A 26,522-nucleotide genomic window follows, 5' to 3' on the forward strand; every position below is an offset into this window, starting at 1 on the left:
CGATCAGGCACGCCCCTTTAAATTCTTAGACACAATGACCATAATAGTATGATCGCCCGTATCAGACATTTATTACCTGCTATTTTTTATTAATTGCATCATTTTTATCTAGGAGAGATATTTTGACCCAATTATCATCGTCCCATCTACCCACTAGTACTGCCGCTTATATTGGTCGTATGCTGCCAAAAGCATTATTGGCAATGACTGTGGGCTTAGCACTTACCAGCTGTAGCAACTCTGACAATGCCGCTGCTGACGGTAGCACTGCCGCGAGTGATGTGACGCTTAATCTATATAACTGGTCAGAGTATATGCCCCAAGAGATTTTGGATGGCTTTAAGGAAGAGACTGGTATTAATGTCAACTACACTACCTTTGACTCTAACGAAGCCATGTACGCCAAGCTCAAACTGCTAGATGACTCAAGTCAGTATGACCTTGCAATTCCTTCGACTTATTATGTCGAAAAGATGGCAAAAGAAGGTCTATTGCAAGAGCTGGATAAGTCAAAATTGAGCAACTTCAAAAATCTAGACACCTCATTTACCAATACCAAAGTTGACCCCAACAATAAATACTCTATCCCTTATATGTGGGGTAGCACAGGGCTTGCCATCAATGGCGATGCCGTCGATCCTGCTGGCGTCAATAGTTGGAATGATCTGTGGAAACCTGAGTACAAGGGTCAAGTGATGCTGATGAATGATGTGCGCGAAGTATTTGGCATGGCGCTACTCACTCTGGGTTACTCTGGCAACAGTAAGAACCCTGAGGAGATCAAGGCCGCTTATGACAAGCTCACTACCCTCATGCCCAATGTGAAAACCTTTAATTCGGATGCCTCGCGCATGCCTTATATCGAAGGCGAAACCAATTTGGGTATGACATGGAACGGTGAGGCGGTCATGGCCAATGATGAAGGACTGACCAGCTTGGTTTATAAATACCCAACCGAAGGTGCCATATTGTGGATGGATAACTTTGTTATTCCCAAAAATGCCAAAAATGTGGATGCCGCCCATCAATTTATCAATTACTTGATGCGTCCCGAAAACGCCAAGATTGTCAGTGAAGAGATTGGCTATGCCTCACCGAATCTGGCAGCGCGTGAGCTGATGGACGAGAGCGTCCGTAACAATCCCACTATTTATCCTAGCAAAGACGTGCTCGCCAAAGCAGAATTTCAAGAAGACGTGGGCGATGAAGCGCTACAAGTGTATCAGCAGTATTGGGATAAGCTAAAAACGGGCCGTTAATCGCAAATTGTTAATTTCTAGCCGTTAATGTAAAACGTGACAGTAACGAGAAAAGAAAACTCAAAAAATAAAACGCTGACTTTAGATAGTCAGCGTTTTTTTATTTATAAATGCAAATCTGTCTCGCCGCCATGCTGCTTTATTTTACGCTGCTCACGACGTTGATAACCTAAGCCAGATGCTGCATACCAATGCGGCTTGGTGGTCTGCAATAAGTCACTTAACTGCTGCAACTGGGTTTGTAAGGTTTGCGTCAACCAAAAATATCCCTGCCACTCAAATGCCAAATGTTGTACGCTTGGATATTCTGATACGGCGATGCGAGTAATGGGACGAAACATTTCGTCGCTTGGACTACGAAGCACCGCTGCCATATGCTGCATGGCTTGGGTCAGCTCATGCTGATAATGTATCAATAAAGTATGGTTGTCATCATCGATTTCAATATTTGCTAAACGCGGTGCGGCACTTAATAATAAATCAATCGTACCGATGACATTACGGTGCGTACGCTGAATGGTTTCTAACGTCTCTTTTTTGATTCCTGACTCACTCGCTGTCGCAGCGATATGTGGCCGTACCGCTAGTAGCCGTTTATTTATCTGTTGTAGGGCAGTGACTAATCGCTTGTTAACAGGCACTCCAGTCACTGAAAAGGCAGCTGGATTGTGCTGTTGAACAGAATCATCCATCGTCCCTTCAGCCATATCAATATGATTGCCCACGCTAGCATAGAGACTGCTACAGGCCTCAAGGTTACTGCCTAATAAAAAACGCCACATCAAGGTCGACTTCAGTGGCAAAATCAGTGTCACGGCGACAGCAATGCCAGTTCCGAGTAAGATATTCAGAGCGCGGTAAATCCCATCTTGACCGATGGTACTATGACCGACATTTGAGACAATCATCAACATAGTGATACCCGTAAGCAAACCGGTATACCCAAGTCGTCTGACTGCCAAATAGCCAATGATACCACTGAGCAGTCCAATGAGCGCATAATCTACCCACAACCATGCCCCCGCGTTTTGACTGAACCACAAAACAGCTAGAGCAATAGCGATACCAAATAAAGTACCAAGCACACGCTCTTTGGCTTTGGTATAGATTGCGCCTTGATATTGCAATAAACCCAAAATGATAAAAACGGTAATGGTCGTCCATTCTCCATGAGGGAGACTTGTGACTTTATTGACTAGTAAAGCAATAATCACAGCCATACCCAAACGTATGGCATGCAAGATATCTGCATATTGGTAGCGGACATAAGGCTCAACAAACGGTGCGGTAAATCGTTGCCATATAGTTAACTTCACGCAAGACTGCCCTTTTTGGTTAATGGTAAAAATAAATAATAGAGATTAGAGTCTAACCGTTAACATGCTAGCAGTAGTGCCTCCATTTACAAAGCAATTATCAAAAAAAACGCCGTTCGCCTGTTAAAAGACAAAAGACGTTCTAGATTGAAATCACCGATAAATATCTAAGAGCAACGAGGTTTAATTATAGAGTCGACTCAATATAATTTAGATACAAGGAAACCAAGTGCAAGCTAACCATTAGTATGGTTAGCGAGGTTGACACCGTATCTGATTTATATAGGATTGACTATACTTCCAAGAAGTCCAGTATGCCTTCCGCAGCTTCACGACCTTCCCAAATAGCCGTCACCACCAAGTCAGACCCACGCACCATATCGCCACCAGCAAATATTTTGGGATTTTGGGTTTGGAATTTAAAGGTTTGCTTCTCTGCCGCTAATACGCGACCAGAACTGTCCATCGCCACTTGCTGAGATTCAAACCAATCCGCAGGGCTTGGTCTAAAGCCAAACGCCATAATGACGGCATCACAAGGGATAATCTCTTCTGAATTGGGGATTGGCTCAGGGCGTTGACGACCACGATTATCAGGCGCACCCAATTGAGTAGTCACCACTTTTACCCCGTTAACTTTACCATTCAAGCCAATAATTTCAGTTGGTTGACGGTTGAATAAGAACTCAACGCCCTCCTCACGAGCATTAACCACTTCACGGCGTGAGCCTGGCATATTTTCTTCATCACGGCGATAGGCACAGACCACTTTTTCAGCGCCCTGACGAATACTGGTACGGTTACAGTCCATCGCTGTATCTCCCCCGCCTAGCACCACGATTTTTTTGCCTTTAAAATCGATATATTCTTCGGGATTTTTTTCCCAATCATTACAGCGATTGACATTGGCAATCAGGTAATCTAGCGCGTCATGAACCCCTTCTAACGCTTCACCAGCAAAGCCACCGCGCATATAAGTATACGTGCCCATACCCATAAACACAGCGTCATAATCGGTCAATAACTCATCGATGCTAATATCGGTGCCAATTTCTGTTTCAAGGCGGAATTCCATACCCATGCCTTCAAAGATGACACGGCGATTGCGCATGACGTCTTTTTCCATTTTAAATTCTGGAATACCAAAAGTCAGTAAGCCGCCAATTTCAGGACGTTTATCAAAGACGACTGGCTTGACACCATTTCTGACTAAGATGTCCGCGCAGCCAAGTCCTGCTGGCCCTGCACCGATAATCGCGACCTTTTTGTCTGTCCAAACCACATCAGACATATCTGGACGCCAACCAAGGGCAAAGGCCGTATCATTGATGTATTTTTCGACATTACCAATCGTTACGGCACCAAAGCCATCATTTAACGTACAAGCGCCTTCACATAAGCGATCTTGTGGACAGACACGTCCACAAACCTCAGGCAAAGTATTGGTACGATGGCACAATTCAGCCGCTTGGAATATCTGTCCTTCGGTGGCCAATTTCAGCCAATTAGGAATGTAATTATGTACAGGACATTTCCATTCACAATACGGGTTACCACACTCAAGACAGCGATGCGACTGATTCGCAACGGCCTCGCTCTCAAACGGTGTGTAAATTTCGACAAACTCCGTTGAGCGTGTTGCGATGTCTTTTTTGATCGGCTCAAGCCGTGGTACATCTAAGAACTGAAAACTATTTTCTATGCGTTTTGCCATGGTAACAATCTCTTTTATAGTGGGCGGTGACAGCCAACGATGCTCAATTAATCTTACATTAAGATAGGTAGGCCGTTGCTGTCACTTACCTGCTTAAAACCTGTGAGTTAAAACGTATCTAAAAACCTATTGCTGAATAGTCCAATCAAAGCTGCTATCGATCAGCTATTGTGGATCAGCCATGGTGGTTTTGAGCAGGCTTGCAATATTCGCCGCTTTTGGTTTTACTAAGTAAAACTTACGAACATAGTGTTCAAAGTCATCCAATATCGTTTGACCCCATGCACTACCCGTTTTATCTACATGCGTTTTAATCACTTGTTGCAAATGGATGCGATGTTCTTCGGTTTGTTCACTTGAAATACGGTTAAGATCGATGAGCTCGTGGTTGCAGCGATCAAAGAAGTCGCCTTCCATATCGAGCACATACGCGAAACCGCCTGTCATACCTGCGCCAAAGTTGAGACCAGTACGTCCAAGAATCGTGATCATTCCACCTGTCATATATTCACAGCAATGATCGCCTGTGCCTTCGATGACAGCATGCGCACCTGAATTACGAACACCAAAGCGCTCGCCTGCCGTACCAGATGCATTCAACTTACCACCTGTTGCACCATATAGGCAGGTGTTACCGATAATGGCCGTATCTTGAGCAATAAAGCTCGAATCTTTCGGTGGATAAATGACGATCTCACCGCCTGCCATGCCTTTACCCACATAGTCATTGGCATCGCCTTCAAGCTCAATATTTAAACCGCCTGCATTCCAGACGCCCAAGCTTTGTCCCGCGGTACCCGTTAGACGCAACCTAATAGGCATATCGCTCATACCAAGATTGCCCCACAGCTGCGCAATTTCACCAGAAATACGAGCACCAATAGAGCGATCACAGTTACCAACATCATAGCTATAATCGCCACCTGTACCTTGGCGAATACTCAATAACATATCACTAATCATCCGCTCAGCGAGCAAGCCTTTATCAAACGGTGCATTTCGCTCTACTTGACAGGTTTGCGCTTTACCTGCACTTGCTGGATGGCTAAACAACAAAGGCGTTAAGTCGAGGTGACGCTGTTTGTCGGTATTACCTTCTAATACTTCGAGCAAATCAGTACGTCCGACCAGCTCTTCCATACTCCGCACACCCAATGCTGCTAGCCACTCACGTGTTTCAGTCGCAACGAATTTAAAGAAGTTAATCAACATCTCAGCTTCGCCAATGAAATGCCCGTCACGTAATTTGGCTTTTTGAGTGGCAACCCCTGTGGGACAGTTATTTAAATGGCAAATACGTAAGTATTTACAGCCAACTGCGATCATCGGCGTCGTACCAAAACCGAAGCTTTCTGCACCAAGGATAGCCGCTTTTACCACATCGAGACCCGTCTTTAGACCGCCATCGGTTTGAATACGTACTTTGTCTCGTAGACCATTGACGCGTAGCGACTGATGAGTCTCAGCAAGACCTAACTCCCATGGCGAGCCTGCATGATGGATCGAGGATAGCGGAGATGCCGCTGTACCACCATCATAGCCTGAGATGGTAATTAAATCTGCATAGGCTTTCGCAACACCCGTGGCGATGGTGCCGACGCCTGGACGTGATACCAATTTAACAGAAACCAAGGCATCTGGATTGACTTGTTTTAAATCAAAAATTAGCTGCGCCAAGTCCTCAATAGAGTAGATATCATGGTGCGGCGGTGGAGAAATGAGCGTCACACCCGGCACAGAGTAGCGCAAACGTGCAATCAGAGCATTAACCTTACCGCCCGGCAGCTGACCGCCTTCACCCGGTTTAGCACCTTGAGCGACTTTAATCTGCATCACTTCCGCTGAGCGTAGATACGCAGGCGTCACGCCAAAACGACCAGAGGCAACTTGCTTAATTTTTGAGTTACGTAACGTGCCATAACGTACTGGATCTTCTCCGCCTTCACCAGAGTTTGAGCGCCCACCAATCGTGTTCATCGCCATAGCGATGGCTTCATGGGCTTCAGGAGATAGCGCGCCTAATGACATGCCAGCAGAGTCAAAGCGTGTCAAAATCTTGGAGATATCTTCAACGTCATTGACATCGATACTGTTGTCAGTCTTTAGCTGTAATAAGTCACGCAACGTCGCCACTGGACGGCTATTAACCAGATTCGCATACTGACGGTAATTATCATAATCACCCGTTCGTACTGCCGTATGTAAGCTGTTAATCACATCTGGATTAAAGGCGTGATATTCTTTGTTGAAGACAAACTTGAGCAGACCACCTTGATCCAGTGGTGCGCGACGTTTGAAGGCATTCGCCGCCAATTGTGCCTGATCCGCTGCCAAATCTGCAAAGGTTGCGCCTTTGATACGACTTTGCACGCCTTTAAAGCACAAGCTGACGACTTCTTCAGAGAGTCCAACCGCTTCAAATAATTGTGCGCCGCGATAAGAAACAATAGTAGAGATGCCCATTTTTGATAATATTTTTAGCAGACCTTTATCCAAACCTTTGCGGAAATTAACTCGCGCTTGAATCGGATCGCCCAGCAACTCACCTGTAGCGACTAAATCATCAATCACATCATAGGCCAAATATGGATAAATACAGGTCGCGCCAAAGCCAATTAATACCGCCACTTGATGAGAATCACGAGCAAGACCTGTCTCAATGATCAAATTGGCATCGGTGCGAATACCTTGTGCAATCAGATAATGATGCACGGCACCAGTCACCATGATGGCATTGGCAGGTACTTTATCTACATCGATGGCTTTATCAGACAATACAATCAGCGTGTGACCCGCACGAATACTGCTGGCCACTTGCTCACAAATGGTGGTAATGGCTTCAGACAATGTTAGGTTACGGTCATAGTTCAGATCAATACGAGCTATCTTGAACGCTGGATCACCCAATGTTTCAAGCTGCTGCATTTTGCTGGCTGACAATACTGGTGACGATAGAATAATACGATGAGCGTCTCTCGCTGACGGCGCAAACACATTAGTTTCAGCACCCAAGCAAGTTTGTAGCGACATCACAATTGATTCACGCAATGGATCGATTGGTGGATTGGTTACCTGTGCAAACTGCTGACGGAAAAAATCACCGACATGACGAATTTGCTGCGACAGCACTGCCATTGGCGTATCGTCACCCATTGAACCGACTGGCTCTTGGCCATTTTCAGCATTGGGACGAATAATCTCTGTGCGCTCTTCATTGGTGATGTGATACATTTTTTGTAGTGCTTTTAGCGCATCACCGCGGCAAGACTGCGCTGCCAATGTCTCTTCTAAACGCTCATCATCACGAATACGTGTCGCCTCTTCACGTAACCATTTGCGATACGGATGGGCTTCTTTTAGTAAGGTCGCAATCGCATTGGTATCTAAAATCTGACCATTCAAAGTATCAATGACCAACATCTGACCAGGGCCAACACGTCCTTTTGCCAAGACATCTTTTGGCGAATAATCCCAAACGCCAACCTCAGAGGCAACCGTGATATAGCCATTTTTGGTGGTTACCCAGCGCGACGGACGCAAACCATTCCGATCAAGCATACAAACAGCATAGCGTCCATCTTGAATCACCAAACCTGCTGGACCGTCCCACGCTTCCATATGCTGCGAGTAAAACTCATAAAACGCGCGCAAGTCCATATCCATGCTATCGACGTTTTGCCACGCTGGCGGCACGAGAATCGACATCGCATGAAACAGATTCATACCGCCTGACATCAATACTTCTAGCATATTATCTAAGCTTGATGAATCTGAACCCGTGCTATTCACCAGCGGTGTCAATTCATTTAAATTGGGCAGTTTTTCTGATTTTAATTTTGGCGTACGTGCTTCAGACCAGTTGCGGTTACCGGTAATGGTATTCAACTCACCATTATGGGCAAGGTAACGAAAGGGTTGAGCCAATGGCCAGCGTGGTAAGGTATTGGTTGAAAAACGTTGATGGAACACTACAATATGTGACGCCAATCGCTCATCTTGTAAGTCCAAAAAGAACGCTGGCAAGTCTGATGGCATCACCAAACCTTTATAAATAATCGTCTGGCAACTTAATGAGCAAACATAAAACAGCTCATCATCCACCAAACGTTGCTCTGCTTTTTTACGGGCAACAAACAGTTTACGGTTAAAATCATCCGCCGCCAGCTCATTGGGTGCATTGACAAACACTTGCTTAAAATCTGGTAATGTCTCACGACCAATCTCACCCACGATACTCAGATCAAGCGGTACATCGCGCCAACCAGCCACCTCTAATCCTTGCGCGGTAATCTCATCGCTCAGTACTTGCTGGCTATGCTTGGCTTTAGAAGCATCTACATTGACGAATACCATACCCACTGCAAAGTTATCGGTAATGGCTAACTGTTGCTCAGCGGCGATTTTTTTAAAGAATTCAGTAGGCGTCGCCAGCAATAGGCCACAACCGTCACCCGTTCTACCATCAGCAGCAACACCGCCGCGATGGGTCATACAACTTAGACTATGAATGGCCGTCTTTACCAAATCATGGCTGGCTTGTCCCTCAATATGAGCAATTAAACCGAAACCGCAATTATCAGAAAAATCATCCGGCGTGGCCAGGTGAGTATGTGAGGAAATCATTGACATAGCTTGTCCTTTTAAGTAAACGGGTCGCCTATATATCCAATGCGGAGCATAAGCTGGTATCCGTAGGTAGAACGGGCTGATAATTAATATTCGTATATCCGGATTAATAAATAGTATGACGCTCAGAGACATTATGCTTTATGAGTAAGTAGCAATCCTTGACCTTACTAATCATGAGCTCATGTTTTGACAGACAAGTAGCGTATTAAGAGATAGTAAGTCCTAGTCCCTAACAACGGGATGCCATACAATTCTGTATATCAATTAATTAGTCACCAATAACATGCTGTCGTTATTTTGAATTGAGTGTCGATCGTTACTTTGTCATACCTAACGCTAAAAGTTGATTGGATAGGCATTAAGTAACATTATATTTGACTAATTTTGAATATCTGACGCTCTGTATTCAAGCGCTTTATGAACTCTAAAAAGAGTGACAATAAGAGAGGTTGCGCTACTTGCAATAGCTTGAATATCAATAACAAATAGCCGCGCTTGAGACAACAAACTTTATTAACGTGTCTTATAAATAATAGAAGCTTACTAAATAATTGTTAATAAACAGTTTATTACGATAACTGTACAGAACGTCGCCCACAGTTATATTAGTTAATGATGGGCAAAAAATCTAGTCTTTTCTACTGATTCATTAGCCATATTTTGTAAGAGTATTTATTACTATTGGTTATAGGACAAATAAAATCTTTAGGCTGAGTCTAACTTAAAGTAATGGTTATAAGGGTTAATGCCTAAGATTCATTGACTCTTAATCTATCCAACTGAGTGTTTTTAGCATTGATAGAATACTGCTGTTAGCATCAATAGAATACTAAAAACACCTTAAAACGCTACGGTACTGCTGGTATGCATGTTTTTCACTGACTATATTTTTTCACTGACTATATAAAGCCCCATAAAAAAACCCGCCAACCATTTTGGTTAGCGGGTTTTTGATAGTCACCATGCTTGTTTAATATCATGATTGATTCATGCTATAGATCGCTCAATCATAGCAATCACTAAAAATTAATTACTCTTGTCTTCTATCAACGCTTTTAGGCTATCGCTATTACTCTTAGAAGAGTTGTTATTGGCAGAGTTTGTACTGTTACTTGGTGGTTTGGGTGTTGCCACCACTGGCGGTTTTTTAGGAGCGCTATTATCAGTATTTGATGTACCTTGCGACTTGCTAGTACCGTCTTCACTTCTAGGCGGTGTTACAGATGACGATTGATTTTCGTCACCAACGATACGTTCTTCATTCACGGAGAAAGTGGCGGAGGTATCAGACGATTGACGAATGCTTTCGCCGCCATTATTATTTGCCGCTGCCTGACCACTACCATTAGCATTGTTACTTGCATTTTGGTCATTGTCAGTATCTTGCGTTTGCTGACGCACTGGCACTTCGCGCTTAGTCGGTTTCAAACTCACAGAACGTGTGCGTTTAGCGCTCAAATCTTTTATAGGATCAGGGCGTTCATAGTTATCAATGATGCCAGCATAGCGATTGATCTCTTCTGGTAACACCCGCACATTACTAGGCAGTTTAAAGTCTATAAGTTTTGCTGCCCCGACGGCTTCTTGTGGGCTGCTCATGATCCCATAAGTCAGCATATAACGCACTTGCTTCTCATTATCGAGATAACGGAAGTAAGCAAACTTCTCACGATCCTCGCGGCCTTCTAGGTAACTGACAATCACCTCATTTTCAGCGACATTCATTACCTGTACTGTCCACTTACCTTTATTTGCCAATAAATAACGCTTGTCTTTAAACTCATCAGGATAACTACGCAAATCACGTACCGTGGTGTCAAACTTAATCGGCTGCACATCGGTATCCAGTTCGTGTAACGACTCAATTTTTACAGGTTGCTCAAGCTCGGTGCTTAATGCTTGCGGTGCTGATATTGGTGCGTTCTCGATTTTGGCACCCATCGCTGGCGTTTGACTAAACATCCATACTAGTGCCGTGATCACGCCTAACAGCAAGGTCGTCATCAACCAAATCAACGCTTGACGGCGATACGATTGGCGAGCGTTACGAGGCATCGGTCTTGAGGCTGCCATGGAATTATCCTTGGTAAAAATATATTTAATCGCATAAAATAGATGCGTATTTAGCTGAAATTCTGGCTAACCAGTATACTTTGAATGCTTAAGTTCAGTGAACCTTTATGGTAATTTAAATACAGTAATTTAAATACAGTAACTTAAATACAGTGATGCGAATCTTGATACGCTATGCGCTATGCGCTATGCGCTATGCGCTATGCACTATGCACTATGCACTATGTTGCGACAATACATCAGCCAAAAGTTGGGTGTCAAACTCATTGGTCAATACGGCATCACCTAATGATTTTAACAAAATAAGACGGATTTGTCCGTGTTTCACTTTCTTATCATGACCCATCAAGTTTAAAGCAGTTTGTACATCAATAGATGGCGGTATAATAGGCAAGTTCGCCAACGTCAGAATACGTTTGATCCGAGCTACTTCCTCGATGGTTAACCAGCCAATTTTTTGTGATAATTCAGCGGCTTGTACCATGCCAGCAGCGACGGCCTCACCATGTAGCCAATTGCCATAGCCTTGATGCGTCTCAATCACATGACCAAAAGTATGACCAAAGTTTAATAATGCACGTACGCCTGACTCTCTTTCGTCTTGCGCAACGACATCGGCTTTGTATTGACAGCAGCGTTTGACCGCCTCGCCAAGTACGGCCAAATCGAGCGCCATCATCGCAGGCAAGTTTTCTTCGAGCCATGTCAAAAAAGCCTCATCCATAATCAGAGCGTACTTAATAACTTCAGCAAGTCCTGCCGATAGCTCGCGCGCGGGCAATGTTTTTAGGGTACTCATATCAGCAAGTACCATCTGCGGTTGCCAAAAAGCACCAATCATGTTTTTGCCTTGCGCGTGATTGATACCTGTTTTGCCGCCAACACTTGAATCCACCTGAGAGAGCAGCGTTGTTGGAATCTGAATGAAATTCACCCCACGCATAAAGCTTGCCGCAGCAAAGCCCGTCATATCGCCAACCACCCCGCCACCCAAAGCGATGAGCGTGACATCACGATTGAAGTGCTCAGCCATCAATGCATCATAAATCTGATTGATACTGGTCTGGTTCTTATATTGCTCACCATCTGGGAGCACACAAACCTTGACGGTAAATTGCTCTTTCAGCTCATCTTCCAAAGCTTTTAAGTATAAAGGCGCAACGATATCATTGGTCACAATCAATACTTGGCGACCACTAATATAGGGGGCGATTTGCTTCGCCATACTATTATCTTCTGTCGCCGTCTTTTCAGTAATGACAATGGGATAATCATGACTTTGCGTATGAACGGTTAAGCCATCCTGAAACAATGACATTAGACACTCCCTAAGCGTTTTTAATAATATAAAAGTAGCTGAATTTAAATAATGGTATGCTTTGTCATTCTTTATTATGACTCTTTTTTAGGTTCTGGCTCTGTAGAGGTGCTAAGTGCGCTTAACTGCTGCAAGAGCTGATTAACCATATGACGTGGGTACGTATGACCGGTAGGCATGATGATATGGGCAACTTGACGATATAATGGGTCGCGTATGCTGTATAACTCTTGCAAGATTTTTTTGGGATTGGGCTGCTGCAATAGAGGTCGTGATTTGTCTTTGGCCGTACGAGCCATCTGTACATCGACGGGTGCATTCAAATACACCACAATGCCGCGCTGATTTAAAAACGCGCGATTCTCAGCACAAATGACCGCACCACCACCCGTGGCTAAGACGATTTGAGGTTTTTGGGTCAACTCATCGATGGCTCGCGTCTCACGCTCCCGAAAACCTGCCTCGCCTTCTTTGGCGAATATCCAAGCAATATCAGCCCCTGTTTGTGATTCAATATACCAATCACTGTCTACAAAGGTGCGCCCTAATTGCTTAGCAAGCAATTTACCGATCGTCGTCTTCCCTGCTCCCATTGGTCCTACTAAAAACACCGACGGTAATTCCTCTACCATAACACTCACTCAGCTAAATTAGGTATGATACAACGTCATTGATATTCTGGCTAGTAATGAGCTGTGATTATTGTTAGCAGCATTTAAATTCGTGCATAAAAAAAGCAAGCATTGATGCTTGCTCTTTTTATGCACGAATCAATTACTGGCTGATTAATTCAAACGGCTAGTACCGTCATTGATCAATTTTGGTGTGATAAATATCAACAGCTCTTCTTTGTTATTATTACGCACATCTTTACGGAAGGCACGACCAATATAAGGCAAGTCACCTAAGAAAGGTACTTTGGTTACATCATTATTGGTACGGTTCCTAAAGATGCCACCCAATACGACGGTTTGACCATCTTCAACGGTAACGTTGGTTGATATAGAGTCTTCATTGATAGCAACGATACCGTTGGTAAATACTGGCGTGCCGTTGGTAATAAGCAACTGCAAACCAATCTTACCATCAGGCGTGATATTTGGCGTGGCTTCTAGACTCAATGCCGCTTCTTTAAAGCTGGTCGTGGTTGCGCCGCTAGCCGAAGCTTCCTGATAAGGAATCTGGGTACCAGAAGAGACTTTCGCCGTTTGCTTGTCAGCCGTCAAAACTTTCGGGGTCGAGATAACTTCACCGCGGTTGTCAGCTTGCAATGCTGACAATTCAAGATCAAGCATTACATCAGACAAGCTCAGTAGGCCAAAGGCAATACTGCCTGCTGGATTGGCAATCCCTAAATCAACGTTTAAGTTGTCAGGACGGCTAATGTCATATGATGGGTAAGAAACTGTTTGACCATTGACTGTCGTCGTTTCTATATCAAAGTCTTTTAGATCTGCCAGTGTCTGATTGCTACCACCAACCAGTAAGCTTCGATTAGTGGCCGCGCCATTCGACAGGATACCCCATCGAACCCCAATTTCTTTACTGAAACTGTCAGTGGCACTAACGATGCGAGCTTCAATCATGACTTGACGGACTGGAATGTCAATTTTGCCAATCAAGTCATGGATATTTTCAATGCTCTTGGCCACATCTTTAATAATGAGGGTATTGGTACGCTCATCAACGGTTACCGTTCCGCGATTGGATAACAAAGTATTATTGTCATCAGCGGTATTCGAGAGACCACTCCTACTGCCACTCGATGCGCCACTACCTTGAGAGATCAGAGTCAGTACGTCTTGTGCTTTTGCATAACTTAAGCGAATGTACTCAGTACGCAGTGGCGCAAAAGATTCAACCGCTTGCTGCGCCTCAAGTTCACGTGCTTCTTGTTCTGCAAGCTCAGTAGCAGGTGCGACCAAAATCACATTACCATTTTCACGCTTGCCTAGATTTTTACTTTTTAAGATAATATCAAGCGCTTGATCCCACGGTACATTGATAAGGCGTAACGTGATATTGCCAGCGACCGAATCATTTGCCACAATATTCATTTCAGTAAATTGCGCTAGGATATCTAAAACGCTGCGAATCTCAACATCTTGGAATTCCATAGACAGAGGCTCACCGCTATACACTTTTTCTTCAAGCGTAGGCTCACGTAGCAGCGCAGGTTTATTGATACTAATATTTAACTGGTTGCCTGATTGATAAGCCTGATATTCGTAATCATCCGTCATATTGATGGTGATCACGCCATTTTGACCTTGGTTCTTGGTATCAATACTACCAACGAGACCGCTATTAATATTCAAGCGGCGTAACAAATTCCTAGGTATGGTACTGCCAGTTAAACGCACCACCAATTTATCTCCTTGGCGCTGTACGTCAACTGGAATTGCTTCATTAACAAGGGCGATACTGACACTGCCACCAGCGTCATTTCCTGCTGAAAAATTCACCGCACTCAGGCCATCATAGCTGTACTGCTTACTCACCTGTGAAGCAGCAAGTTGTGGATTTAATAATGGATTGACTCTTACTACCATCGTATCAGCTGGTACTGGATTTTTGACCACGGTCTTACTGGTTTTACTCACATAAGCAACAGGGGTGCTACTGGTCTCGACAATAGGGGTGACAATGGCTGTAGTCATAACGGCATTGTTGTTAAGTACGTCTTGAATAGGATCACTAGTAATCACTGGGCGATTAGAATCCGTCATTGTCAGCAATAAATCATTACCATCAATGGCTGTCGTATAGTTGCCTGATTGCTTGAGTCCAACAATAAGGCGCGTGGTAGTGTCGCTGCTCAAAGTAGTGACATCATTGACCATACCAATATTATATTCATTAAAGCGACTCGCAAGCCCATTTTGCACTTGTTCGAAATCTAGTACCAAGCGGCTAGGATCATCAAGTTGGTAAGCCGCAGGTAATATGGGCACGCCTGCAAAGCCCAAACGCATTTGCGTGACCGCTGGTGCCGTCTGTACCACGGAGACACTATTAATACGCTGTGCAGCATGGGCACTGTTATTCACTGCTACCATGCTGATTGCCAATGCTGAAATGGCAAAAGCAGAAGATAGGCGGTTGCTCATCATCATTACCTTGTTATTGCGTACTGTCATTATTTATTCCTCAAAAAATCTGCCGACTTAACTTATGGGGGAAACCAACGATTGGGGTTTTTCAACAAACCCGGCACGGCTGTCTGGCACAATTTCAATCAAATTAATCTGGGTCGGCGTGATTTCAACAATACGGCCGTCATTTAATCCAAGATAATCACCTACTTTGACACTAGCGACTGAACCATCAGGACGCTGTATCAACGCATATTGCTGACCTTCAGGTGAAATCACTACACCACGAAAGATCAATTGTGATAGCTCATACTGCTCGAGCGGCTCTTTTACCCTTGTGATATCAGGGCGTACACCATCGATAGAGGTTACAGGACCTTGAACATTGACTAAGCTTGGTGGCAGAAATGGGCTACGCAGCGCACTCGCACTATAGACAAAGTCCTCTACCAGCTCAGCTTTGGGCGGTGGCTTAATAGGCTGCGCTGGCTGATTACGTATGTCAGTCATTGCTTGCTCTGCCATACCAATCCGGTCAGTACAACCCGCCATTGATAATACAGCAACGCTTAAAATCAGCAGCATGGGCAGTTTTTGAATGCTCATTAGTTGCCTCCTGCAGTAGTAGCTGCGTCGGTAGCAGCCGCATCAGTAGCAGCAACAGCTCCATCACTCTCAGGAGTGGCTTCTTTTGAGCGATAAGTTTTGGTCTGTAGTACCAAATTAAGCTCTGGTAAAACATCAAGACTTGGCTGAGGATTACTGACCTCAAAATCGTGCATAGTAATAATTCGTGGTAATGCGGCAAGACCACTGATAAAGGTGCCGAACTGATGATAGTCACCTAAAGCAGCAATACGAATAGGCTGCTCAATAAAGAATTCGTTTTCAATTTCAGGTTCTACTGAGATGTCTTGGAAACGTATGTTACTACCAACGCCTGTCATGTTTATACCTTCTACCAGCTCTGAGACACGCGTATCCTTCGGTAGCTGATCAAGTAAGGTATTGAACTCAGTTTCCATTTGAAGAACTTGGGCTTGATAGGCTTTTAAGTGACGCGCACGTGATTGCTTCTCACGGTAGCTATCCAATAAGGTTTGTTGCTGACTTTCAGCAGCGCTGATCTCGTCAATCTTGCTGCTAATCGGTAGCGCCCATGCTAATGCTGCTATAAAAGCAATCACAAATCCAATGACGGTTATTTTTACCGGTAGTGGCCAGCTGCCATAACTTTCAGAATCTAACGACTCAAAACTGCGACGAAACTCCTGCAAATCAAACTGTTTCTTTGGTTTCAAGGCAGTCTTTTTGGTTTTGATTAGGCTTTTTTTGCGGCTAAGCTTCATGGCTTACCTCCAAGCTCAGTACTGGCATCAACTGGCGTGGCCGTCTCCGACTGAACTTTGGTTGTCACCACAAACTGAACATAACTGTCTTCAGGATAAACAGGGCGTGGTTGCTCACCAGCCGTTACTGGTTCATTCAAAGCTGGTGCTGTCTCATAAGCAGTGATGTTTTGTTGAATATTGCTAACTGCGGAATTGTCCATCCATTTGCTATTATCAAGATTACGAATCAAGCTGGACACAATATTTGGATTATCAGCGAGACCCGTCAACGTTAGCGTATCGCCTTCACGTTTTAGATTGTTCAAATAAAGTGCTGGCGGAATGGCTTTGGCAATATCATCCCATAGACGTACTGGTACAGGACGCCGACCCTGCAAGTCTTGAATGACTTGCATACGTGAGATGATGTCTTCACGGCGCTGCTCTAAACTGTCAATTTCAGTCAAGGCTGTATCTAGCCGAATATTTTCTTGTTCAATCAATGCGTTTGCATCGAGTTGTTCGGCAAGCTCGTTGTTAAAATAGCTCCACGAAGCAAATGCGGCCAATAAAGCGAGTAAAGTGATCGCAACCACCAACGTCATAAATTCTTTATTGCGACGTTCACGCTCTTCTTGTCGCCAAGGTAGGAGGTTAATACGAGCCATCAGTCAAAGCTCCTTAACGCAAGACCACATGCAGCCATTAAACTGGGTGCATCGATGATCAGTTGCTCATTATCAATATTTGGCGCAATGGTCATATTGGTAAACGGATTGGCAACACTGACCGTCACCCCAAGTTTTTGTTGTGCCATACCTGCAAGACCAGAAATAGAGCTGCTACCACCAGCCAAGACGATATGATCAATCGTACTATACTGGCTTGAAGAGAAATAAAATTGTAATGAACGAGTAATTTGTTGAATCGTACTTTCGATAAAGGGCGTCAATATATCAGTATAGTAATCATCAGGTAAGGTACGCTCACGCTTACTGATAGCAGCTTCTTCAGCCGATAATCCATAACGGTCCTGTATGGCTTCTGTCAATTGAGCACCGCCAAATAACTGTTCGCGACTATATATAAACTCACCATTTTTAGCGATATATAAAGTCGTTTGAGTATGGCCAATATCCACCAACGCTACCAATTCTGGTATATTCGGCAGACTATCTACCATCAGTCCAAAAGCACGCTCAATCGCATGGGACTCGATATCCATAACCTTCGTTTGCAAGCCGCCAAAAGTTAACGCATCAACTCGTTGATCGACGTTTTCTGAACGCGAAGCGGCAAGGAGTACTTGCACCATATTATCGCTGACTAAAGAAGGGCCTAACACCTCAAAGTCCAAATTAACGTCTTCTAATGGGTAAGGCACATATTGATCGGCATCCAAACGTATTTGAGCTTCGCGCTCAACATCGCTCAAAGCTGAGTCCATATCAATAATTTTGGTGATCACTGCTGATCCTGAAACGGCAGTTGCTCCATTACTACCAGCGACTTGACAACGCCTAGCTAGGCTCGCAATAATATTACCAACGGCTTCAGTATCTACCAAAAGCTTATCGACGACGACCCCTTCAGGCAATCTCTCAATACCGTAAGATTTTAAGTGAAACATGCCATTTTGGCGCTGTATGTCAACCAGCTTTACTGAAGTAGCACAAATATCTACGCCGATTAAATGTCGACTTTTTGAAGTAAATAGCCTCACAAACTCTATACCTTATATTAAGTGTACACTCTGATAGTTATTTGTAATATTTGAACACAATACTTTACTTAATAGATAGATTCAAGCGTTTAAATTGGCTATTAAGGGTAACTTACACATTTAGTATGCCCTCCCTATTTGGTTCAAGGTATAATACCTTACCTGTTGCAAATTTTAATTGATAAGTCTTACTATGACCAAAAAAACTGCTACCGCTCGTCTCATTCATTTTCTGGTGGGATTATTTATCGCCTGCTTAGCGCTAGCAGTTATTTTAGCCCTTGCTGTGCCTATCGGTTTCTACGGTATGGCCATGTATTTGTCACCCACTTTACCTAGCACTCAAGAGATTAAGACGGCAAATCTTGAGATGCCATTACAGATTTATAGCAGTGACGACAAATTAATTGGTCAGTATGGCAATCGTTTGTCGCTACCGATTACATTTGAAGATATTCCTGAAGACCTGACTCATGCTTTTTTAGCTGCAGAAGACTCCTCTTTCTTTCAGCACAGTGGTATTAGTATCAAAGGTCTTGGACGCGCCGTTACCGAGGTAGTGACTGATGATGACAGCCAGACAGGTGGTTCTACCATCACTATGCAGGTTGCCAAAAACTATTTTTTGAGTCCAGACCGTACGTTAAATCGTAAACTAACAGAATTATTTTTAGCACGTAAAATGGAAGACGAGCTCAGCAAAAATGAGATCCTGACGCTTTATGTCAATAAAATTTACTTAGGTGAAGGCGCTTATGGTGTTCGCGCCGCGGCCAAAAAATACTATAGTAAATCACTAGAAAACCTAAACATTGCTGAAATGGCAATGCTAGCAGGCCTGCCAAAAGCCCCATCCAAATACAACCCTGTGGCTAATCCTAGTCGGGCGCTGACTCGCCGTAACTGGATCATTGGGCGTATGCATGAGCTGGGTTATATCAGTAAGGCGCAGCGTGATGAAGCAATTGCTTCACCAGTGGGTATCAATCTTTATAAAGAGAAGCTTGACGTTAATATGCCGTATTTGGCAGAAATGACACGTGCTTCCTTAGTTGGTCGTTATGGTGAGCAAGTGATGCATAGTGGTTGGCGTGTGCGTCTTACGGTTGATAGTAAAGCACAAACCGATGCAGAAACTGCAGTCCTAAAAGGCTTGATTGCTTACGAGCATCGCCATGGCTGGCGCGGTGCAGAAGCAAATGATGAACCTTTAGAAAACTTCCGCCGTTACAGTAATATGTCCCCAGCCAAAGTCACCAAAGTTGGCTCTAGAAGTTTTGAGGCTACTCTACAATCTGGTGAAAGCGTCACAGTCAACTGGTCTGGCATGAGCTGGGCACGCAAATACATTTCTGCTAATCGTATCGGCTACTTCCCTAGTAACGCGAGCCAAATTGTTAAAAATAAAGATATCGTTCGTCTGATACCTACTGCCAATGGCAATTGGCAGCTAGGACAAACACCTAAAGTACAAGGGAGCCTAGTATCCTTGAACCCAGAGAATGGTGCAGTGAATGCCTTGGTTGGCGGATTTGATTTCAACTATAGTAAGTTTAACCGTGCCCTACAAGGCTGGCGGCAACCAGGTTCAACGATTAAGCCGCTTGTCTATACAGCTGCTCTAGAGAAAGGCTATCGTCCAGATAGTATTGTCTCGGATCGTCCTATCCAAGTAGGTGACTGGAAACCTAAAAACTCTGATCAACGTTTTTTAGGCGATATCACTTTACGTCGTGGTCTGTATTTATCTCGCAACTTGGTCTCTATACGCTTGCTACAGGCTATTGGTATCACCGATACGCGTGAGCTTTTGGATGAATTCGGTCTTGATAAAGAAAAACTGCCGACGACATTATCATTAGCGCTCGGAGCAGGACAAGCAACGCCGTTACAGATGGCAACTGCCTATTCAACCTTTGCAAATGGTGGTCATCGCGTACAACCTTACTTTATTGAACAAATTTATAATTATAAAAATGACTTACTATTTCAAGCCAATCCACGTCAAGCATGTGCCTTATGTTTCAACGAACAACTAGAAGACCGTAACAAAAAGCTGGTCGAAGATTATAATCAGTCAATTGAAAGTGAAAATAGTGCGAGTAATGATACAGCAGCTGACAAAGAAAAAAGTTTAAAAAATGAGACAGATGGCGGACAAAATGATAAAACTATCGATACAAGCGTTTATGATGCAAGTCCACAATCAGATCGCTTGAAAGCGCCTGCAGTACAATACTCAATAGCCAAACAAGCGCCGCGAATATTAAAGCCTAGAGTCGCTTTTGAGATGGCAGATATTTTACGTGATGTGATTCAACGTGGTACAGCTGTAAAAGCAAAGGCGTTAGGACGTGATGATATCGGCGGGAAAACAGGCACAACCAATGATGCTAAAGATGCTTGGTTCGCAGGATTCCATCCTACCAATGCTACTATAGTGTGGATGGGTTTCGATCAGCCAACTACCATGGGTCGCCACGAATATGGTGGTGTGGCAGCTCTCCCCGTCTGGATGGACTTTATGAAAGCCCAGCTCAAAGACACACCTCGTCAATGGGTATCTATCAACAACCGCGCCAAGTCTAAAAAGCAACAGCAAAGAATTATAGAGATGACTGATGATGGCATTGTTACTAAAGATGATGAAGATACGGACGTCAACGTGTCCAAAAAGCCTGTTAAGCCCCAAACTCAGCAGCGCAAATCACCAATTGCTGAGCCTACTAGCGAGACAAGTGATTCATCACCAGCAAAACCTAGGAATAATCGTACCAACGATAGCGTCTCGCAAAATCCACTATCGGTGACACCTGTTGAAGATATGCCACCAATGCCAGAGTAAATCAGATCGTTGATAATATAAAACATCACATAAAGGAAAGGCTTGTTTAGCGATTGCTGAACAAGCCTTTTTTTTATTTAAAAACTTTATCAATCCTAAAACTCGACCATACCAGCACGTAATTGTTCAATAAGTTCTAAAAGCTGTTGCCGCCATTCACGTATGGTTGCTTCATCTGGTAACCATTGATTTGATAAAGTAACCACGTTAACAATAAGGTCTGGCGATGCAGAATCATTACTTGGCGTTTCATCTACGACCGTATTTGGCGGTACAGCATATAAACAACGCTGGTAAGCGCGTTCTATATTGGCAATAAATCCTTGTTGTTGCAGTTGCTGCAAACGCTGAATTTCAGGAGAGACTTGTGTACGCTCACTCAATGTCTGCTCAATCTCCAACAAAGTTGGTGCCGTCATATTCAAACTATAAAAATGACTAAGCTCTTGTATAAAGGCTAAAAAAGCACCATGCAAATGAAAAATAGCTGTCTCACAATGTGCTTGATAAAGTTGCTTGTCATTGGTACTTCCGGCCGTTTGACAGGACAGACGACAAAAATACAGCTTTTGATTGGTGCGATCTGCTTGGTACTTGGCAACGCGCGTTTTACCTGCCATTTGCTACTTATCCTTGTATTAATAATAAAGGCTCGTCAGTTGGGACAATCATAACCCATCACATTTACATGCAATAAATAACTATTGGTGAAGAACTAACTCAATAAATACTGTTAGAAATTATATCAGCTAAAAAAAATCGCTGCTAGAATGATATCACTTAACCTAGAGGATAGGCTCTACACTCACCTTTTGCATGGCTTTACTTTTACCAAGACATAAAAAAGCCAGCAACTTAGGCTGGCTTTCTTATTAAATTAACGGTGAATCACAGACTATTAATTATCTTGATTCAGCTCTTGCGCGAAGGCTTCATCAAAGCTGGCAAAGTCTTTGCTATCAGTGCTTGCTGTCATATCAAACGCTGCATTGAGATCTTTGTCTTGTAGCTTCTGCTCTGCTTTTTCTTTACGTGCCTTGTGATAAGCAAGACCTGTACCTGCAGGAATCAAGCGACCAACTACGACGTTTTCTTTCAAACCACGTAGCTCATCCACTTTACCAGTAACGGCAGCAGCAGTTAGTACACGAGTGGTTTCCTGGAAAGAAGCGGCTGAGATAAAGCTTTCCGTTGCCAAACTTGCTTTGGTGATACCAAGTAATTGACGCTCAAACTGTACTGGGAATTTATCTTCCGCTTCTAGCTTCGCATTCAATGCTTTGATATCTGCATATTCTACCTGATCGCCTTTGAAGTGAGTTGAATCGCCACCATCGGTAATTTCAACTTTACGCAGCATCTGACGAATAATAACTTCGATGTGCTTATCGTTGATTTTTACACCCTGCAAGCGATATACGTCCTGCACTTCGTTAACAATATAATCAGCAAGCGCAGTCTGACCTTTCAGACGTAAAATATCATGTGGGTTCTGTGGACCATCAGCGATCACTTCACCACGTGCTACTGTCTCGTTTTCAAAGACGTTGATTTGACGCCATTTTGGAATCAGCTCTTCGTGCACTTCACCATCTTCGTTGGTAATAATGAAACGGTTTTTACCTTTAGTCTCTTTACCAAAGCTGACCACACCCGTCATTTCTGCCATGATGGCGTGATCTTTCGGACGACGTGCTTCAAACAAGTCAGCAACACGTGGTAGACCACCGGTGATATCTTTAGTACCAGAAGAGGCTTGTGGTACGCGGCCTAAGATCGAACCTGCTGCTACTTTTTCACCATCGCTGACGCGAATGATGGTTTCAGCTGGTAAGAAGTAAACCACTTCTTTGCCTTCGTCAGTGTTCAAGATAATCGCAGGACGTAAGTCTTTTGCTGAGCTTGAACGGTCACGAGTGGCTAGAATTTCAAACGAGCTCATACCAGTTGCATCATCAACTTTCACAGTTGCAGTCATACCATCAGTGATGTCACTAAAGCGTGCGGTACCAGCAAATTCTGTGATGATAGGATGCGTGTGCGGATCCCATTTAGCGATAGTCTGACCGCCTTCAACTTGATCTTCATTTTTCACGAGTACGCTTGAACCATAAGGCACTTTATAACGCTCACGCTCACGGCCAAGCTCATCGGTCAACGCAATTTCAGCTGAGCGCGATACGATAACTAGATGACCATCAGTATGTTGAACTGTTTTCATATTTTCGAAATGCGCTTGACCAGCATTACGTACAGAGATGCTGTTGTCTACAGAGGCTGAGCTTGCTGCCCCGCCCACGTGGAAAGTACGCATGGTTAACTGAGTACCAGGCTCACCGATAGACTGTGCTGCCATGACACCAACTGATTCACCAATGTTCACTTTATGACCACGAGCAAGATCACGACCATAACACTGAGAACAAACACCATGTTCGACATTACAAGTAATAACTGAGCGTACCCAGATATCATCAATTGCGTTGTTATCAAGCACACCAACCCAATACTCATCGATCAATGTACCAGCTGGAATCAATACTTTATCAGCATCATCGTTGTAATTGACATCACGTGCAGTTACACGACCAAGTACGAGTTCACCCAACTTCTCAATGATTTCGCCACCTTGAATATGTGGTTTCATGAGCAAGCCTTGATCAGTACCACAATCGTCAGTGGTAATAACTAAATCTTGTGCCACATCAACCAAACGACGCGTCAGGTAACCTGAGTTAGCCGTTTTAAGTGCCGTATCTGCTAGACCTTTACGTGCACCGTGAGTTGAGATAAAGTACTGTAGTACTGTCAAACCTTCACGGAAGTTGGCTTTAATCGGAGTTTCAATGATTGAACCATCTGGTTTCGCCATCAAACCACGCATACCCGCCAACTGACGAATCTGAGCCGCACTACCACGAGCACCAGAGTCTGACATGATAAAGATAGAGTTGAACGATTTCTGCTCGTCTTCTTCACCTTTTGCATTAATCACTTTGTCGGTAGCCAAGTTGTCCATCATCGCTTTAGCGACTTTGTCATTGGTACGTGACCAAATATCAACTACTTTGTTATAGCGCTCACCCGCCGTGACAAAACCTTGCTCAAATTGATCTTCAATCTCGCGAACTTCGCCTTCTGCCACTTCGATAATTTGTTTTTTCAGTGGTGGAATGACCATGTCGTCAATACCGATAGACACGCCAGATAACGTTGCTTGAGCAAAACCAAGATACATCAATTGATCAGCAAACATAACGCTTTCTTTCACGCCCACTTTACGGTAGCAAGAGTTAATCAGACGTGAAATATTTTTCTTCGTCATCTCTTGGTTACACTCATCAAACGCCATACCTTTAGGCATGATGTTCCAGATAAGTAGACGGCCAGCGACCGTTTCCTTCATGCTAACTTCTTTGGTCTCGTTACCATCTTCATCAATATGCGTCTCTGTGGCACGCACTTTAATCTTAGCATTTACATGCAAATCGTTTGAGCCAATCGCCCGCAATGCTTCATTAACGGTGGCAAAAATCATGCCTTCGCCTTTGGCATTGATTGATGAACGACTGATATAATACAAGCCCAATACCACATCCTGTGATGGTACGATGATTGGCTCACCGTTCGCAGGTGACAAGATGTTGTTGGTAGACATCATGAGCGCACGTGACTCTAACTGCGCTTCTAACGTCAATGGCACGTGAACGGCCATTTGGTCACCATCAAAGTCAGCGTTGAAAGCAGTACAAACGAGCGGATGCAATTGGATTGCTTTACCTTCGATTAATACTGGCTCAAATGCTTGTAAACCCAAACGGTGAAGCGTTGGTGCACGGTTAAGTAATACTGGATGCTCACGGATAACCATGGCCAGCATGTCCCAAACTTGTGGCTCTTCACGCTCTACCATCTTTTTGGCAGCTTTAATCGTTGTCGCTAGACCATGAGACAATAGCTTGTTATAAGTAAATGGCTTGAATAATTCAAGGGCCATTTTCTTAGGTAAACCACACTGATGTAGACGCAGCGTTGGACCTACAACGATGACCGAACGACCAGAGTAATCAACACGCTTACCAAGTAAGTTTTGACGGAAACGACCTTGCTTACCTTTGATCATATCAGCCAAAGATTTTAATGGACGCTTGTTACTACCAGTGATTGCACGACCGCGACGACCGTTATCTAACAACGCATCTACTGATTCTTGCAACATACGTTTTTCGTTACGTACGATGATATCAGGCGCGCTTAGCTCAAGCAGACGCTTTAGACGGTTGTTACGGTTAATGACACGACGATATAAATCATTTAGATCTGATGTCGCAAAACGACCGCCTTCTAGTGGTACTAGCGGACGCAAGTCTGGCGGTAGTACTGGCAAAATATTCATTACCATCCACTCAGGCTTATTATTAGAATCACGGAATGCTTCTAATAATTTAAGACGCTTAGACATCTTTTTAAGCTTAGTCTCAGAACCAGTTTGCGGAATGGCTTCACGTAGCTCATCAACTTCGATATCGATATCAATATCTTTTAATAAGTCTTGAATCGCTTCTGCACCCATCTTAGCAGTGAATTCGTCGCCAAATTCTTCTAGGGCTTTATAATAGTCTTCATCATCTAGCAACTGATATTTTTCTAAGCTAGTTAGGCCTGGCTCAGTAACGATGTAGCTTTCAAAATATAGCACACGCTCAATATCACGAAGCGTCATGTCTAATAACAGACCGATGCGGCTTGGTAATGATTTTAAGAACCAAATATGCGCAACTGGGCTAGCTAGGTCAATATGACCCATGCGATCGCGACGAACTTTAGCAGTAGTCACTTCTACGCCACATTTTTCACAGATAACGCCTTGGAACTTACGGCGCTTGTACTTACCACATAAACATTCAAAATCTTTTACTGGACCAAAAATCTTGGCACAGAAAAGACCGTCACGCTCAGGTTTAAACGTGCGATAGTTAATAGTTTCAGGCTTTTTTACTTCGCCATGCGACCATGACTTGATGACGTCAGGTGAGGCTAAAGTAATTTGAATGCTATCAAACTCTTGGTTACCGTTGCCGGTAGGGCTTTGCATGATATCGAGTAAATCTTTCAAGTTGCTTCTCCGTTATCTTTATAATCATCTGACAGCGTACCATTGACGCAGATAAGATGAATGAAGGCAATGAATAGGGTTGAGACAAATCACTAAAAGCAGT

14 protein-coding genes and 1 pseudogene are annotated in these 26,522 nt (G+C 43.8%); 2 read left to right on the forward strand and 13 right to left on the reverse strand.

Annotated elements, in window-relative coordinates; translation table 11 throughout:
- Positions 1-122: 122 nt before the first annotated feature.
- Entirely contained in the window at positions 123-1,259 is a 1,137-nt protein-coding gene (locus JMX48_RS01585) for an ABC transporter substrate-binding protein (protein ID WP_201533507.1), read from the forward strand.
- Positions 1,260-1,363: 104 nt separating this feature from the next.
- Here JMX48_RS01585 and JMX48_RS01590 read toward each other — a convergent pair whose 3' ends face one another.
- From JMX48_RS01590 to JMX48_RS01640, 11 genes are all read right to left on the reverse strand, one after another.
- A complete protein-coding gene (locus tag JMX48_RS01590) occupies positions 1,364-2,575 on the reverse strand; it encodes an FUSC family protein (RefSeq protein WP_201533508.1) in 1,212 nt (403 codons plus the stop codon).
- A 292-nt stretch (positions 2,576-2,867) separates the two neighbouring features.
- Complete coding sequence (locus tag JMX48_RS01595; RefSeq protein WP_201533510.1) at positions 2,868-4,289, reverse strand: FAD-dependent oxidoreductase; 1,422 nt, start codon at positions 4,287-4,289, stop codon at positions 2,868-2,870.
- A gap of 165 nt (positions 4,290-4,454) precedes the next feature.
- Positions 4,455-8,918 (reverse strand): glutamate synthase large subunit, encoded by a 4,464-nt coding sequence (gene gltB / locus JMX48_RS01600; protein WP_201533512.1) that lies wholly within the window; start codon positions 8,916-8,918, stop codon positions 4,455-4,457.
- 1,026 nt (positions 8,919-9,944) lie between these two features.
- On the reverse strand, positions 9,945-10,991 hold the full coding sequence (locus JMX48_RS01605; protein WP_201533514.1) for a hypothetical protein: 1,047 nt from the start codon (positions 10,989-10,991) through the stop codon (positions 9,945-9,947).
- A gap of 214 nt (positions 10,992-11,205) precedes the next feature.
- The gene (gene aroB / locus JMX48_RS01610) at positions 11,206-12,309 is read right to left on the reverse strand and encodes a 3-dehydroquinate synthase (protein WP_201533516.1); all 1,104 of its coding nucleotides are present in this window, start codon (positions 12,307-12,309) and stop codon (positions 11,206-11,208) included.
- A 74-nt stretch (positions 12,310-12,383) separates the two neighbouring features.
- On the reverse strand, positions 12,384-12,941 hold the full coding sequence (aroK, locus tag JMX48_RS01615; protein WP_201533518.1) for a shikimate kinase AroK: 558 nt from the start codon (positions 12,939-12,941) through the stop codon (positions 12,384-12,386).
- A 153-nt stretch (positions 12,942-13,094) separates the two neighbouring features.
- Positions 13,095-15,449 carry a type IV pilus secretin PilQ family protein gene (gene pilQ, locus JMX48_RS01620; protein WP_201533520.1) on the reverse strand — a complete coding sequence of 785 codons (2,355 nt, stop codon included), beginning with the start codon at positions 15,447-15,449 and terminating at the stop codon, positions 13,095-13,097.
- A gap of 27 nt (positions 15,450-15,476) precedes the next feature.
- Entirely contained in the window at positions 15,477-16,010 is a 534-nt protein-coding gene (locus JMX48_RS01625; RefSeq protein WP_201533522.1) for a pilus assembly protein PilP, read from the reverse strand.
- Positions 16,010-16,753, reverse strand: coding sequence for a type 4a pilus biogenesis protein PilO (locus tag JMX48_RS01630; RefSeq protein ID WP_201533524.1), 744 nt, complete (start codon positions 16,751-16,753; stop codon positions 16,010-16,012). Before JMX48_RS01630 ends, JMX48_RS01625 begins: the two co-directional genes overlap by 1 nt.
- Entirely contained in the window at positions 16,750-17,403 is a 654-nt protein-coding gene (locus JMX48_RS01635; RefSeq protein WP_201533526.1) for a PilN domain-containing protein, read from the reverse strand. The genes JMX48_RS01630 and JMX48_RS01635 overlap by 4 nt, the downstream gene beginning before the upstream one ends.
- Complete coding sequence (locus JMX48_RS01640; protein WP_201533528.1) at positions 17,403-18,458, reverse strand: pilus assembly protein PilM; 1,056 nt, start codon at positions 18,456-18,458, stop codon at positions 17,403-17,405. Before JMX48_RS01640 ends, JMX48_RS01635 begins: the two co-directional genes overlap by 1 nt.
- Before the next feature lie 193 nt (positions 18,459-18,651).
- Here JMX48_RS01640 and JMX48_RS01645 point away from each other — a divergent pair, with 193 nt between their 5' ends.
- Positions 18,652-21,303, forward strand: a complete 2,652-nt coding sequence (locus tag JMX48_RS01645; RefSeq protein WP_201533530.1) for a penicillin-binding protein 1A — start codon at positions 18,652-18,654, stop codon at positions 21,301-21,303.
- A 95-nt stretch (positions 21,304-21,398) separates the two neighbouring features.
- Here JMX48_RS01645 and JMX48_RS01650 read toward each other — a convergent pair whose 3' ends face one another.
- Complete coding sequence (locus JMX48_RS01650; RefSeq protein ID WP_201533532.1) at positions 21,399-21,923, reverse strand: DUF6586 family protein; 525 nt, start codon at positions 21,921-21,923, stop codon at positions 21,399-21,401.
- Positions 21,924-22,320: 397 nt separating this feature from the next.
- Positions 22,321-26,419, reverse strand: a pseudogene (gene rpoC / locus JMX48_RS01655) (DNA-directed RNA polymerase subunit beta'); the annotation flags it as partial.
- Positions 26,420-26,522: the final 103 nt, after the last annotated feature.

The organism is Psychrobacter immobilis (assembly GCF_904846225.1).
Classification (GTDB): Bacteria; Pseudomonadota; Gammaproteobacteria; order Pseudomonadales; family Moraxellaceae; genus Psychrobacter; species Psychrobacter immobilis_F.